Source organism: Undibacterium sp. MH2W (assembly GCF_049340215.1).
Classification (GTDB): Bacteria; Pseudomonadota; Gammaproteobacteria; order Burkholderiales; family Burkholderiaceae_D; genus Undibacterium.
In genome coordinates, this window is sequence record NZ_JBMPPA010000004.1 from 346,755 (window position 1) to 359,926 (window position 13,172).

Sequence of the window (13,172 nt, forward strand, 5' to 3'; positions counted from 1 at the left end):
CAGAGGGTTAAATGGCAGAATCAGAAGATAAAGAAAATAAACAACCAGGTCGGCAGTCTGAGAGAATTGAAGGTAACCAGCCCAGATTGCTTTGATATCGACACCGACGCTGCTAGCAAATATAGACCAACATCTCATCGCCATACTTATCGGTTTGCCCTGTAGAGATCCAGCCTAAATGCCGATAAAAGCCGTAAGAGCGCACCTGAGGATCGCTACTGCACCCTAGAAATAAACGTTGATGACCGCGTTCACGCAAGATATCAATGGCGCGAGCCAATAGCGCCTTGCCTACGCCTCGGCCTTCAAATGGAGGTAACAAAGCTAACACAACGATCTCACCGCTTCCTGCGTCACCAAAACAATAGCCCACCATCTTGCCATCGACTTCGGCAATCACACCCAATAGCTCCCCATCCTGAACGCTTTTCGCCCAACTCTCATGCGTAATACCAAGCTCACTGAGTCTCGCCTCAGAAACGGCGTTTTCTCGTGTCTGTCCTCGGATCACAATGCAGGTGGCGATGTCGTTGGGTTGTGCAGTGCGAAACATCATGAATTTATTGTCCTTTTTAAAAAAATTGATGGCCAATTAACGGCCCGCGCACAGACCACCAGTCAGGCTGGCAACCACCTGATTTCAATCACTTGCGGCATGACAGACTGCTTCTATGTTGTGTCCATCTGGGTCCAAAACAAAAGCACCGTAATAATTCGGATGATAATGAGGACGTAAGCCGGGCTTTCCGTTATCACGACCGCCCGCTTGCATCGCGGCGCTGTAAAATGCATCGACAACCGCTCTTTCACTCACTCGAAATGCGACATGAATCGGTGGTTGGTTTGGCGTACCTTTACTGATCCAAAAGTCAGGCTTTCCTTCCTCTCCGAATCCCGCGACATCAGTATGCCCTGTCACGGACGCAGGAAATTCAGCGAGCAGCTCATAACCAATGGCGGCAAGCGCTATTTGATAGAACTTTTTGCTGCGCTCAAAATCGCTAACAATGACGCCTGTGTGATCGATCATTTTTTTATCCCATAAAATATCGCCGCTACTTATTTGGCAATGAATGTAGTCGACGCGCAAGGCATCAAGACTTACCTTTTAGATAATAACTTATTTGTGCTGTATCGTGCCTCAAATTGATGTTGATTACTGAAAAGGGGCTGAAGCAATCAGGACTGTATGCTAATGACATCGCAGCAAAATTATCACTTTTTCACCGCCACTTGCAACGATCTTTAATAGTGTCGTACAACAAAGGTGCGAGTGCAGCCAACTGCTTAAAGCTTGCATTGTCAGCATATTTGATTTGGCAATCTTTATTCTCGCTTCGCTTTATTGCTTTTGTAATTTCAGACTCCTCCGTCCTTTCTAAAGCCTCTTTCTGTGAACTACTCAATGGGATCTCTGATACGATCTTTTGAACTTCCCCTAGTTAAGTACACATTTCATAGGGGAAATAACTTTTTTAGATTATTTTTTTTGAACGTGAAAAATTTCTCAATACGTCGCTTGACTGTAAATTTAAAATTTAACGACACTTGGCTAAGCCTCCTCTACGTTATGACCTTGGACGGGAGACTCATCGGTCGCTTTAACTTTCAAGTTGACCGCTAATAAAAATCAAATGAACACTTCAAAACTATTCGCTCCAAATAAATACGTGCGATTTTTGAAAGCTCAATCTCTATTGAAGATCCTAACAATTAAAGATCCAAAAAAAGCTATCGTTACCATCAAATAAAAACTATTCACATAGATACTTTCGTTTGAACCATCCTTCCATTCCTGAAGTGCCTCGCTTGGTGTTTTTTCATAAATTATTTGCCCATTTGCTGACATCGATAGCAAATAAGAGATATCTCCAATAAGAGTTTTTATCTTGGCAAGTTTGACTTCAACAACCTCATTTTCGATTAAATTTGGTATGCGGCAGTTCGCACCAGCTCCATCAAAAAATACGGCACAGGCAAATCCTTTACGACCTATCGCGCTGTAGTGAAATCTACCTGCAGTTACAGTCTTGAACGCCCCTTTAACCGTTTCAAATTTGCCATAACTCTCAAGTGTTGGTTGATATTGGATGATCAAATATTTTTGATAAATGATCGAAAATATACCAATACAAATTAGTGCAATTATTTTTTTCATATATTCTCGATATTCGAAATGCTCATCTCATTAGATTTTTCTTGCCACATGAATAGGCTTAATTACGAGGAAAACATTAAAAATGCGTGAAGTCGACGCGAATAGGTGCAAGATCACAGGTAATCGCACAAACCTTAAAATTCCACTTCACGAGGATGGGCATCGTTTTCCACACCCTGTTGCGCAATGCATGGAGGTGATTAAAGTAAATATCGTTCGGGAGTTGTTAGTCACAAATCCCCCGAACGATGTTGTTTAGCTGCTTTTATTTGGATTCGGAAATGCCGTTCACACCCATTACCAGTGCAGCATTGTTTCCGGCGGTCGTGGTAGGTAATTTTCCGTCCCACTTTTCAATCCACAAGGTCTGATTTTTTACTTTAGCTGCCTCAGCGCCATATTGCTTGATCGATTCGCCTAATACCGCCAGCGCTTTGGCATCACCTTGGGCAGCGGCTATTTTTGCATCCGCCTGTCCTTGCGCGATCGCTACAGCGTTTGCGGCATCGGCTTTATTTTTACGCAGCATCGCTTCGGACTTTAATGCTTCTTGTGTTGCCTGAATTTTTGCATCGATCGCTTGTTGAATATTCGTCGGCAAACGCAGTTCGTTCACAAAACCAAATTGCTCGACAAGAATGCCGTAAGGGCCTAAATCGCTGTTGATTTTTTGGCGAACTTGCTCGGCCAATTTAATTTTTCCGCCGGATAACAATCCTTCTGCATCATAATCAGAGCCATAAATGTTTAAGGCATTTCTGATCTCATTGCGAATAATCCGACTAGTGATTTCTTCATAGCCACGTTTGTATTTTTGATAGAGAACCGGTGCTTTACTGGAATCAATACTATATGAAATGCTCAAATCAGCATTGATGACGACCCCGGAAGCCACTTGAAAATTCATCGATTCATCCAGTGGCGCACCTTCGTGGACCGATTTAGTCCATGTGTACGTCTGAGTAAAAGTTGGAAACTCGACGACGGATGTCCCAATACCCATTAAGTGCCAACCTGATGTTAATGGTGTCGGCACGACACGACCGTCAATCCGGTTAAACTCCACGCCAACATGGTTAGCAGATACGGAAGCAACGAACATATTTTTGAGGATCAAAGCAATCAATATTGTCACTACAAGGGACACTATTGACATCAATTTTTTTGTCATGATTTTCTCTCGATGCGTAAATGAAATTATTTTTCTTGATGAAGAACGCTATTTTTAGCGTGATTAATCCATATTCAGATTTTCTCACTCAGTGCTCGTTCAGCCGACACAGGGCCATCACGAAAGGACGTGATCAATCGGATGACCATGATCCCAGCTTAACGAGGGCACCATAAAAATTCTCTATAGAAATCGATAGTCAGTGTAAAAATTCTATAAAGATCGTCTATATGCGCCGCTTGTTGGTCATCATCAGTTACAAGAAAAAATGCACCTCAGTGAACACATGACGAGAGCAAGTAGACGAGTAGCAGTGTAGACATCAAGAGCATCGAGGCAAACGGTAATCGCGACAAATTACTACCGACGCTTTTGTCTTCAAGCACCGAGTCGAATCATGCCGGAAGCAAAGGAGGCTTTGTGGATCAAGCCATCAACAACTTCATAGACGCACAGCATTTCAATCGTGCCGCGTCCTGTTGGGAAATTTCGGGTAATGATCTCATTATCAACGACGATGTTCGCGATAGAGATACGAGTCACAAGTTCCGCATGAAGATCAGGCTCTGCAAATCGCGAGGTCATGCGGGCACGAATATCGTTGTGCCCTCTCGCAAGAAGTTGACCATGCAAAATATATTGCGTAGCATCCTTCGAGTAAGTATTGAGCCACGCGTTGATATCTCGGGCGTTGTAGGCATCAAGCTGGCGTTGCACTATATCGATGGGCGATTCGTTAGGTGTGTCGTTCGGCATAGGTCGTTTCCAGCGAGATTCGTTGATTAATTTATTGGTTGAATGAAGAGGCCACTCATACTATCCGGTGCATGCTAACGTCGAATCAGATAGCGAATGGTGGGACCATCCTGTTGAATCTCGAGCACCTCATATCCATGGTTTTTCGCATCTGCTGGAATGTTATTAATGGATTGTGGGCAGTCAGAAATCACCTCAAGAATTTCACCAGGCTTTAGTTGTGGCATTGCCTCTAACGTAGCAACCGCAGGATAAGGACACGGCTCCCCTTTCATATCAAGGCGATAGTCAGGAGTAAAAGTCATTGTTTTCATGCGCGTTTTCCGGAAAGTGTTGCAGTGGTTGATCGTGTGGAGAAGAAACGTTTTTCCCACCAGAGAACAGCGGCGAGCGACAGCCCCAATAAAAGGTAAGTCACAATCAAGCCACCCTGTGGTCCAAAGACTTGCAGCAGATTGACCTTATCAAAATTGGTTGCCACAACAGGTGCCAGATCATCCCACCAGAATGCCAACGCGGTCGCACCGATGATGTTACCCAAGCCCACTAACCAATAATGCACCTGCCCTTCCATTGCGCGGTACATCCATCCTGTCTCACAACCACCCGCCATCACGATACCAAATCCAAACAATAAACCACCGATCACTGCATTAGGGCCCGCCCAGAAAATTTTCGGCGCCACGCCCAACTGAATATAGCTATAAATACCGATCGTGCTGACCGCCATCCCAACAATAATCGCCTTCGCCATTTGGGTGCGCCCTGTCAGCCAGAGATCACGAAATGCCGATGTAAAACAAATCTGGGCGCGCTCGATCAATAACCCAAAGGCGAGACCAAACAAACCTGCCAAGCCCAATTTTGGCGCACTGAAGGTTTTCGCGACGGCCCAAACGATAAATACCGCAAAAAGCACCATACCAAGCCAAAAACGCTTATTTGCCTGATCCGTTTGTTGCGTTAAGGGCTGCGACGAAGAGACTTTTTCCAACTTCACGGGAATACGAAACATCGGCAACATACTAAAACGTGCACCAAACCATGATCCCAGTGCCGTTGCGAGTGCAAAAAACCACGCATGCAAGGAAAACTGCGGGATACCAGTGAAGAATGCCGCCAAATTGCAACCCATCGCCAGACGCGCACCAAATCCCGCAATGATGCCGCCCACAATTGCCTGAACCACCCGGATACGATGCTGCGGCATACGCAACTTCACGTTATTTGCCCAGAGTGCCGCCGACAGACAGCCTGCAAACATGCCGATAATCATGACACCATCGATCCTATCGAGGGGCGTTCCATCAAGATGAATCACCTTAAAGTAACCCCATGCCTCTGGATGAAAACCGAACAACTGCAACAGATGCCCACCCCAACGCGTAAATTCCCCGGTGACCGCCCAAAACGTGCCAGTAATACCGAAATAATAGGCAGATAAAATACCCGCCGCGATGACCGACGGTACTGGAGACCAAAAACGGATCAGATACGTGTCTTTAAATTCTTTCCATTGCATCATTGGAGGGGCTTTCGTAGAAGATGGTACGGCATCAAAAAGGATGACAGAATAATATTGAACAGGAGGAAGATTTTAGCATTCAAACCACAGACTCTTGCTAAAGAATCCGCGATATTGTTGCGCATGTTGCGCCATATCCGACCTTGATCCACAGTCGAGGCTACAAGCAGCACACATCCAACGCGCCTCTATATCGTAAAAAAATGCCACACCCGATGCATCGGAGTGTGGCATGAGCTTTCGACGGCCCCGCGATGACACGCGAAACCACCATAGGCTGTCGATTACAGCACGCGCAAGGAATAATCCGTTGCTTTGATATCTTTCGTGAGACTACCAATGGAAATACGATCGACGCCCGTTTCTGCAATTGCGCGGACTGTACGCTGATCGACACCCCCAGATGCTTCGAGTAAGGCGCGACCCTGATTGAGGCTGACTGCCTCGCGCATCATCTCGGTTGTAAAGTTATCCAGCAAAATCGACTGCGCACCCGCACTCAATGCCGCTTGTAATTCATCGAGGCTTTCTACCTCAATTTGAATTGTCGCTTGTGCCTTCAAATCAAAAGCTTGCTGCATCGCTGCGGCGATACCACCTGCGGCAGCAATGTGATTCTCTTTGATGAGAATACCGTCATATAAAGCAAGACGTTGATTTTTGCCACCACCAACGCGGACAGCATATTTTTGTGCTAAGCGGAGACCAGGCATGGTTTTACGGGTATCGAGAATCGCTGCCGACGTCCCTTCAATCATAGCCACATAATGCGAAGTCGCTGTCGCCACAGCAGACAAGAGCTGCAAGAAATTCAATGCAGAACGCTCGGCAGTCAACAAGGCACGTGCGGGTGCCGTTATTTTGCATACGACGGTGTTTGCGACCATCCGATCACCCTCTGCATACTGCCAATCAATGACGGTTTCAGGATGGCACTGCTCCATGACAGCGTCAAACCACGGTGCACCACATAAAACAGCGTCCTCACGCACAATCACTTGCGCCTGCACCTGCTCTTTTTCCGGAACAAGCAGACCCGTTAAATCCACCGCACCAATGTCTTCTTGCAGTGCATCGCGAACGTTCCGCTCAAAGGCTTGTTGCAAATCAGCGTCAAATGGAACGTGTTTATTTTTTAAATTACTCGGCATACAAAGCCATCCTTGTTTCAGGAAAAATCATTTTCAAATCAGGTGCGCTAGTGAAGCTCACGCCATTATGCTGGGCCAATGCCTGAGAACAGCGCAGCATCCTTTGCTAAATCGCCAGAGGGACGCACATTCGCTTTCTTTGCAGCAGCAAAATCAAGCATCCGATTGATACATAACTGCGCTTTTTCAGCGATCTGCGGATCAACGTGAATTTCATTTTTGCCCTGCTCAAGCACTTGCAACAGATTACGCAAACCGTTCATCGCCATCCAAGGGCAATGCGCGCAGCTCTTACATGTCGCGCTGTTACCGGCTGTCGGAGCAACGATGAAGCGTTTTCCGGGTGCCGCCATTTGCATTTTATGCAGAATACCGTTATCGGTTGCCACAATAAATTCTTGTGCATCCATTGTCTGCGCTGCATGGATCATTTGGGATGTCGAACCGACCACGTCCGCTAAAGCGACCACTGCAGCTGGCGATTCAGGATGGACCAATACTTTGGCTTGCGGATATTCAGCTTTGAGAACATCGAGCTCAATGCCTTTAAACTCATCATGAACGAGACAAGAGCCTTGCCACAAGAGCATATCGGCCCCTGTTTGTTTTTGGATATAGCTACCCAGATGCTTATCAGGTGCCCAGAGAATTTTTTTACCTTGGGCGTGTAAGTGCGCGACGATATCCAAACCAATACTTGAGGTGACCATCCAATCAGCGCGGGCTTTCACTGCAGCGCTGGTATTGGCATAGACAACGACCGTGCGATCAGGATGGGCATCGCAAAACGCGGTAAATTCATCCGCAGGACATCCGAGATCCAACGAGCATGTCGCGTCTAAATCTGGCATCAAAATCGTTTTTTCTGGGCTCAGGATTTTCGCTGTTTCGCCCATGAACTTCACACCGGCAACAACGAGGGTCTTCGCTGCGTGATCACGACCAAAGCGCGCCATCTCCAAAGAGTCGGAGACGCAGCCGCCCGTTTCCTCTGCCAAGTCTTGAAGCTCAGCATCCACATAGTAGTGCGCCACCAAGACGGCCTGCTTTTCTTTGAGTAACTGCTTAATACGGGCTTTGAGTGCCACTTTTTCTTCAGCGCTGGGCGACTCAGGAACACGCGCCCAAGCGTTGGCTGTGCAACTAAGACCGACATCCATTTGAGGACGTTCAAATTCGACGACTTTGGTGGTTTCCATACAAATTAACGTGAGCTAGTAAGATAAAGAGGATCAATTTCGAGTAATCGGGGAGTATATACAAAAACACCCTAGTATCCCAAAGGACAATAGGGTGTTTTCACACAAACGCCATGATTTCAATATCAACTGGGCAAACAACTTGCCTTTCTACTATTATTTAGCGTGGCAAGCGACCAAGATCAATTGAATTCAGTGCCTATTGAGCGCCTATTGAGCGCCTAGTATACGCTGTTACCAGATAACGACCTGCTTACCTCCATGGCGCAATGGCGAACGATCACCTTTGCAATTAAATGCCTCTGAGAATTCAGGCATATTAGCCAATGGCGCAATGACGCGGTATTTATCAGGGGCATGTGGGTTCGTTGCCAGTTGCAAACGTAAGCTTTCATCGCGAATCAAACTACGGAAGCTCTGACCATTCGCCACAAAGAAACGTTGCTCTGGCGTCAAACCATCAATCTCCGCCGCTTGCGGCTTCGTTTTTAAGGAGGTACGCAGGGCTTGCAACGCAATTTTCATCCCGCCGAGGTCGGCAATGTTTTCACCGGCTGTGAGCTTGCCATTGATATGCAATTGATCAATTGGATTGAACTCATCAAATTGTTGCTCGATTGTTTTTACTCTCGCGAGGAATTGTTTCTGATCCTGCGCCGTCCACCAGCTTTTCAGATTACCTTGCTCATCAAACTGGCTACCTTCGTCATCGAACGCATGGGTGAGCTCATGGCCGATTGTGGCGCCTGTATTACCGTAGTTAGCAGCAGGGTCCGCATTGACGTGGTACAGCGGCGGTTGCAAAATCCCTGCTGGGAACACGATTTCATTCATCGTCGGGTTGTAATACGCGTTCACCGTTTGTGGTGTCATACCCCACTCGTTACGGTCGATCGGCTTACCTAACTTAGCGAGAACACGCTGAAATTCAAACGCGTTTGCACGGGCGACATTCGCAGCGTATGAGCCGTTATCGATATGCAATGCGCTGTAGTCGCGCCATACATCCGGGTAGCCAATTTTCACCATGACCGTATCAAGCTTTTTATAGGCTTGTTTTTTTGTCGTATCGGACATCCATTCAAGCTTTCCAATACTTTCACGCATCGCTTCTTTGATGTTGTTGACCATTTCCAGTACGCCAGCTTTCGCTTCAGGACTGAAGAATTTCGCCACATACAATTCGCCCAATGCTTCGCCTGCATCTACATCGATCTTCGCCAGCACTCGTTTCCAGCGAGGTTGTAACTCTTTAGTACCGGCCAGCGTTTTTCCATAGAAATCAAAATGCGCATTCACGAAATCAGAGCTCAGATCACCTGCATAAGTATTCGTTAAGTGCCAACGTAAATACGTCTTCCATTGATCCAACGACACCGTATTGATCATACGCCCCGCCTCAGCGATGAATTGCGGATGCGCCACATTGAGCTGGCCAGGCTGCGTTAAGCCGACTTCATTAAAATACGCAGTCCATGGCGTGAAGTGGTCGACCTTTTTCAGACCATCGACAGTCATGAGGTGATAACTCGCTTGTGGATCACGTAATTGCACTTTGGTCAGAGACGCTTTAGCGAGGCGCGTTTCGATGGCTAATACTGTTTGTGCGTGTTGCTGTGCCTCTTCTGGCTTGTCACCGGTCAAGACAAAGAGATGTGCCACGTAGTCGACGTATTTATGACGAATGTCGACCGTTTTGGCATCGGTTTTGAGGTAGTAGTCACGGTCAGGCAATCCCAAACCACCTTGCATGAGTTGCGGAATGTAGCGCGTGGCATTTTTCGCGTCTTGTTCGACATCGAATCCAAATAAGGCTCCCACACCTTGTTTGTGCAAATCGGCAATCACTGCCACTAACTGTTGCTTATCTTTAATGCTGTTGATTTTTTCAAACTCAGGGCGAAGCGGCGTCACACCCTCTTTTTCGATACGCGCTTCATTCATGCCGCTGGCATAGAAATTCCCAACCAATTGGCCGTTGTAAGTTTTAATCTCACCGGCTGCCGCAGTTTCTGCGATTTGCTTTAAGGCTGCTAAGTTACGCTCAGTCACTTCATCATAAGCACTGTAACGCGACCGATCAGCGGGAATGGGATTATTTTTCAACCACGTACCATTTGCATACTCAAAAAAATCAGTACACGGATCTGCTTTCAAATCCATCGTGTTAGATTCAAGGACCAATTGATTCGACGTTGCCGTTGGTGCAGGTGCTTCCGCACAGGCGGCACCGATGCACAACAGGCCTACGAGGCCACTGATTGTTTTGCGTTTAAACATGGTTGGTAACATTTTCATTATCCTATCCCTGAAAGTATTGATGTTTTTGGAGTTATTTGGGTTATTTGGGTTATTTGTATCGTTTAGATGATGTCGATCTCTTCGAATTGGAACGTCATCACCTTATCTCGGTATCACTTGAACAGACAAACCAGAATACTGTCCTGGCGCATGATAGACACGCTGCGTCGCCTTTTTAAAATCGGCCGGTTGCGCTTTGGGGATGTCCATAAACTGTTGCGGATTTAAGTCAATCAACGGAAACCACGAGCTCTGAATTTGGACCATGATCCGATGTCCACGACGGAAGGTGTGATTCACGTCTGGCATTTGATAATTGACCGCGGTCACTTGATTTGCAACCAGTGGCTCAGGATGCTCAAAGCTGTTACGGAATTTTGCACGGATCGGTTCGCCGCGGACTAATTGCTGATACCCCGCCATCGACGTCACAGGTGGCGGCACATCATGACCACGTTCTTTCGCCACGTGCTCATCTGGATAATCGTTTGGATAGACATCGATCAGTTTTACGACCCAATCAGCGTCCGTACCTGTCGTTGACACAAATAATTTTGGCTCTACCTTGCCGACGATCGTTACATCCTCTTGCAACACATCCGATTGATAGACGAGAACATCTGGTCGGGTGGAGGCAAATCGCTGATCCGAAACCATGTATTCTCGAGGGACACCGGTTGCCACGTAAGCGGTGTAAGGCACAGGTTTTTGTGGATCACTCACGTATTCGTCAAATGGCGCACTATCGGCGGCAGGTTGCGTCCAATTCAAGGTGCCATTGGCACCCAAATACAAGGTTTTTCGCTGGGCCTGTTGCGGCGGCCAACTTGTGTATTGGCGCCAAACGTTAGTACCAGTTTCAAACACCGTCGCCTCTGGCAGCGGCTTCGCATCGACACCTTTGAGATAGTGTTCAAAGAAAGGAAATAAAACGTTTTTACGATAATACTCACCCGTCTTACTACCAAAATCGACGTCACCCATTGTTCGGCCATCCGCACGCGCCCAACCGCCGTGTGACCATGGACCAATGACGAGTCCGTTGTAGATCCCTTTGTTATTTGTCTTAATACTGTCATAGGTCGCAAACGGCCCATGCACATCTTCCGCATCAAACCATCCACCAACAGTTAATACGGCGGCTTTAATGTTCTTTAAGTGCGGCGCAATATTACGCGACTGCCAAAAGCTATCGTAGGTGCTGTGCTCGATGTTTGGCACAAATAATTCACGCTGTTTATCGCTGAGTTGTGCGGCGATCTGTTGCAAGCTCTTATATTGCAAGAAATACTGGTAACCATCGCTGGTCCGATAGTCAAAGGCGCTCCATGTTTTAGGATAAGGGGTCGGATTTTTCTCTTCGGTAAAACTGGCATAAAAATCAAAGTTGGCCGCGAGCATAAAAGCGCCGCCGTGATAGGAGTCATCCCCCATAAATAAATCGGTCACGGGAGCTTGAGGCGAAGCGGCTTTGATCGCAGGATGAGAGTCAATGATACTGGCTGATGTATAAAAACCAGGGTAAGAGATTCCCCAGATACCCACTTTGCCGTTATTGCCAGGCACATGCTGCAATAACCAATCAATGGTGTCGTGCATGTCCTGACTTTCGTTACCTTCACCAGGTTGACGCTGTTGATTAATGTGTGGCGTCATCTCCTGCCATTTACCTTCTGACATAAAACGACCGCGAACATCCTGATCAACAAAAATATAACCGCTGGTTTCAAATTCTTTCGACGGTCCCACCGATTTCGGATAGACGTCAACGCCATAGCGCATCTCGTCGTTGAATCCCGATCCGGTCCCGTATGGTGTTCGTATCATCAAAAAAGGATAGGTACGGCTCGCATCCTTTGGTACGTACACAACCGTAAACAACTTAACACCGTCGCGCATGGGTATTTGATACTCATATTTTGTATAATTTTCCCGAACGCTGGGCGCTGAAGACTCGGTCGTTTCGGGCGCTGCCGATGCGGCGTACACCGGGTATTGAGCAAGCAAGGCCGCACCACATGCCACTGTTATTTTTTTTAGCCAAGACGCCATGTCATCCCTTTTCTTATGAATTGAACTTCTCAGCCAACGTTCGTATGGGTAATCGAGACGTCAGCGAAAAATGAACTTGTTTTGGAAGTTGCAGTCAAACCCAGAGATCCATACAGGAAACTGCTTCAATGTATTTCTTTGATATAAAGTGATTTCGAACTCGTTACTTTGGCTCGAAATGAACAAAATACGCCTTCTGACCCACGTCTATCGTGCACATGAGAAAGTTAATTTATATCAAATATGGTAAAGAGAGTGTATTTTGACAAAAAAGTTTCGTTTTTTTGACGTTAACGTCGATATTTGTTGAATATTTTTTCGTTTTTTTTGTGAAGGTCCGGACGCTATGAAAACCTTAAAAGTCGCCACACTCTTGTTATTGAGTTTATGTGTGATGAGCAGCAGCTATGCCTGGCCCCGATACCATGGCGGGCCACGTGTGGGTTTTGGCCTATACATCAATCCACTACCATTGATCGTTGGAGGGCCTTATTACAACCCTGGCTACTATTATGGCAACCCATATTACAGCTACCCGCAAGAGGTCGTCGTCCGTGCACCAACTGTTGTGTACAGCACGCCTGTTTACACCTCTGCCCCAGAGGTCAGCTATAGTAGTTCAACCTATGAAGTACAACCTGCGCCAGCAACACAGCGAGTGAGCGAAGGACGGGAATGGCTTTACTGCAACCAGCCAGACGGGTTTTATCCCGTCGTTAAGGACTGCCCTAGCGGCTGGAGACGAATCGTAAAATAATCGACTACCGGCCATTCATCGTTTATTGATCGATCATTTAAAAGGCCAAAGCTGATCTACTGTTAAGCACGATCCGATCGAAAAAATAAAAAGGGACAACAA

The 13,172-nt window shown here is 46.8% G+C and carries 12 protein-coding genes; 1 reads left to right on the plus strand and 11 read right to left on the minus strand.

Annotated features, from left to right (window positions below):
- Positions 1 to 112 precede the first annotated feature (112 nt).
- From ACO0K2_RS12190 to ACO0K2_RS12240, 11 genes are all read right to left on the minus strand, one after another.
- Complete coding sequence (locus tag ACO0K2_RS12190) at positions 113 to 556, minus strand: GNAT family N-acetyltransferase (RefSeq protein WP_423019108.1); 444 nt, start codon at positions 554 to 556, stop codon at positions 113 to 115.
- Between the two features lie 84 nt (positions 557 to 640).
- The gene (locus ACO0K2_RS12195) at positions 641 to 1,030 is read right to left on the minus strand and encodes a VOC family protein (protein WP_423019110.1); all 390 of its coding nucleotides are present in this window, start codon (positions 1,028 to 1,030) and stop codon (positions 641 to 643) included.
- Between the two features lie 657 nt (positions 1,031 to 1,687).
- Positions 1,688 to 2,158, minus strand: coding sequence for a hypothetical protein (locus ACO0K2_RS12200; RefSeq protein WP_423019112.1), 471 nt, complete (start codon positions 2,156 to 2,158; stop codon positions 1,688 to 1,690).
- A gap of 265 nt (positions 2,159 to 2,423) precedes the next feature.
- The gene (locus ACO0K2_RS12205; RefSeq protein ID WP_423019114.1) at positions 2,424 to 3,329 is read right to left on the minus strand and encodes a prohibitin family protein; all 906 of its coding nucleotides are present in this window, start codon (positions 3,327 to 3,329) and stop codon (positions 2,424 to 2,426) included.
- 378 nt (positions 3,330 to 3,707) lie between these two features.
- Positions 3,708 to 4,085 carry a nuclear transport factor 2 family protein gene (locus tag ACO0K2_RS12210; protein WP_423019116.1) on the minus strand — a complete coding sequence of 126 codons (378 nt, stop codon included), beginning with the start codon at positions 4,083 to 4,085 and terminating at the stop codon, positions 3,708 to 3,710.
- A gap of 74 nt (positions 4,086 to 4,159) precedes the next feature.
- Complete coding sequence (gene yedF, locus ACO0K2_RS12215; protein WP_423019118.1) at positions 4,160 to 4,399, minus strand: sulfurtransferase-like selenium metabolism protein YedF; 240 nt, start codon at positions 4,397 to 4,399, stop codon at positions 4,160 to 4,162.
- Positions 4,396 to 5,610, minus strand: coding sequence for a selenium metabolism membrane protein YedE/FdhT (gene yedE / locus ACO0K2_RS12220; RefSeq protein ID WP_423019120.1), 1,215 nt, complete (start codon positions 5,608 to 5,610; stop codon positions 4,396 to 4,398). Before yedE ends, yedF begins: the two co-directional genes overlap by 4 nt.
- Positions 5,611 to 5,894: 284 nt before the next feature.
- The gene (gene nadC / locus ACO0K2_RS12225) at positions 5,895 to 6,761 is read right to left on the minus strand and encodes a carboxylating nicotinate-nucleotide diphosphorylase (RefSeq protein WP_423019122.1); all 867 of its coding nucleotides are present in this window, start codon (positions 6,759 to 6,761) and stop codon (positions 5,895 to 5,897) included.
- Positions 6,762 to 6,826: 65 nt separating this feature from the next.
- Entirely contained in the window at positions 6,827 to 7,960 is a 1,134-nt protein-coding gene (gene nadA, locus ACO0K2_RS12230; protein ID WP_423019124.1) for a quinolinate synthase NadA, read from the minus strand.
- 234 nt (positions 7,961 to 8,194) lie between these two features.
- The gene (locus ACO0K2_RS12235; RefSeq protein WP_423019126.1) at positions 8,195 to 10,258 is read right to left on the minus strand and encodes a M13 family metallopeptidase; all 2,064 of its coding nucleotides are present in this window, start codon (positions 10,256 to 10,258) and stop codon (positions 8,195 to 8,197) included.
- 105 nt (positions 10,259 to 10,363) lie between these two features.
- Positions 10,364 to 12,313 (minus strand): CocE/NonD family hydrolase, encoded by a 1,950-nt coding sequence (locus ACO0K2_RS12240; RefSeq protein ID WP_423019128.1) that lies wholly within the window; start codon positions 12,311 to 12,313, stop codon positions 10,364 to 10,366.
- Positions 12,314 to 12,659: 346 nt separating this feature from the next.
- On the opposite strand from ACO0K2_RS12240, the gene ACO0K2_RS12245 reads away from it, so the two are divergent.
- Positions 12,660 to 13,070, plus strand: coding sequence for a hypothetical protein (locus ACO0K2_RS12245; RefSeq protein ID WP_423019130.1), 411 nt, complete (start codon positions 12,660 to 12,662; stop codon positions 13,068 to 13,070).
- Positions 13,071 to 13,172: the final 102 nt, after the last annotated feature.

Excerpts from the sequence above, each read along its gene's own strand:
- ACO0K2_RS12190 (WP_423019108.1), bottom strand. The coding sequence starts at position 556 with ATGATGTTTCGCACTGCACAACCCAACGACATCGCCACCTGCATTGTG.
- ACO0K2_RS12195 (WP_423019110.1), bottom strand. The coding sequence starts at position 1,030 with ATGATCGATCACACAGGCGTCATTGTTAGCGATTTTGAGCGCAGCAAA.
- ACO0K2_RS12200 (WP_423019112.1), bottom strand. The coding sequence starts at position 2,158 with ATGAAAAAAATAATTGCACTAATTTGTATTGGTATATTTTCGATCATT.
- ACO0K2_RS12205 (WP_423019114.1), bottom strand. The coding sequence starts at position 3,329 with ATGACAAAAAAATTGATGTCAATAGTGTCCCTTGTAGTGACAATATTG.
- ACO0K2_RS12210 (WP_423019116.1), bottom strand. The coding sequence starts at position 4,085 with ATGCCGAACGACACACCTAACGAATCGCCCATCGATATAGTGCAACGC.
- yedF (WP_423019118.1), bottom strand. The coding sequence starts at position 4,399 with ATGAAAACAATGACTTTTACTCCTGACTATCGCCTTGATATGAAAGGG.
- yedE (WP_423019120.1), bottom strand. The coding sequence starts at position 5,610 with ATGATGCAATGGAAAGAATTTAAAGACACGTATCTGATCCGTTTTTGG.
- nadC (WP_423019122.1), bottom strand. The coding sequence starts at position 6,761 with ATGCCGAGTAATTTAAAAAATAAACACGTTCCATTTGACGCTGATTTG.
- nadA (WP_423019124.1), bottom strand. The coding sequence starts at position 7,960 with ATGGAAACCACCAAAGTCGTCGAATTTGAACGTCCTCAAATGGATGTC.
- ACO0K2_RS12235 (WP_423019126.1), bottom strand. The coding sequence starts at position 10,258 with ATGAAAATGTTACCAACCATGTTTAAACGCAAAACAATCAGTGGCCTC.
- ACO0K2_RS12240 (WP_423019128.1), bottom strand. The coding sequence starts at position 12,313 with ATGGCGTCTTGGCTAAAAAAAATAACAGTGGCATGTGGTGCGGCCTTG.
- ACO0K2_RS12245 (WP_423019130.1), top strand. The coding sequence starts at position 12,660 with ATGAAAACCTTAAAAGTCGCCACACTCTTGTTATTGAGTTTATGTGTG.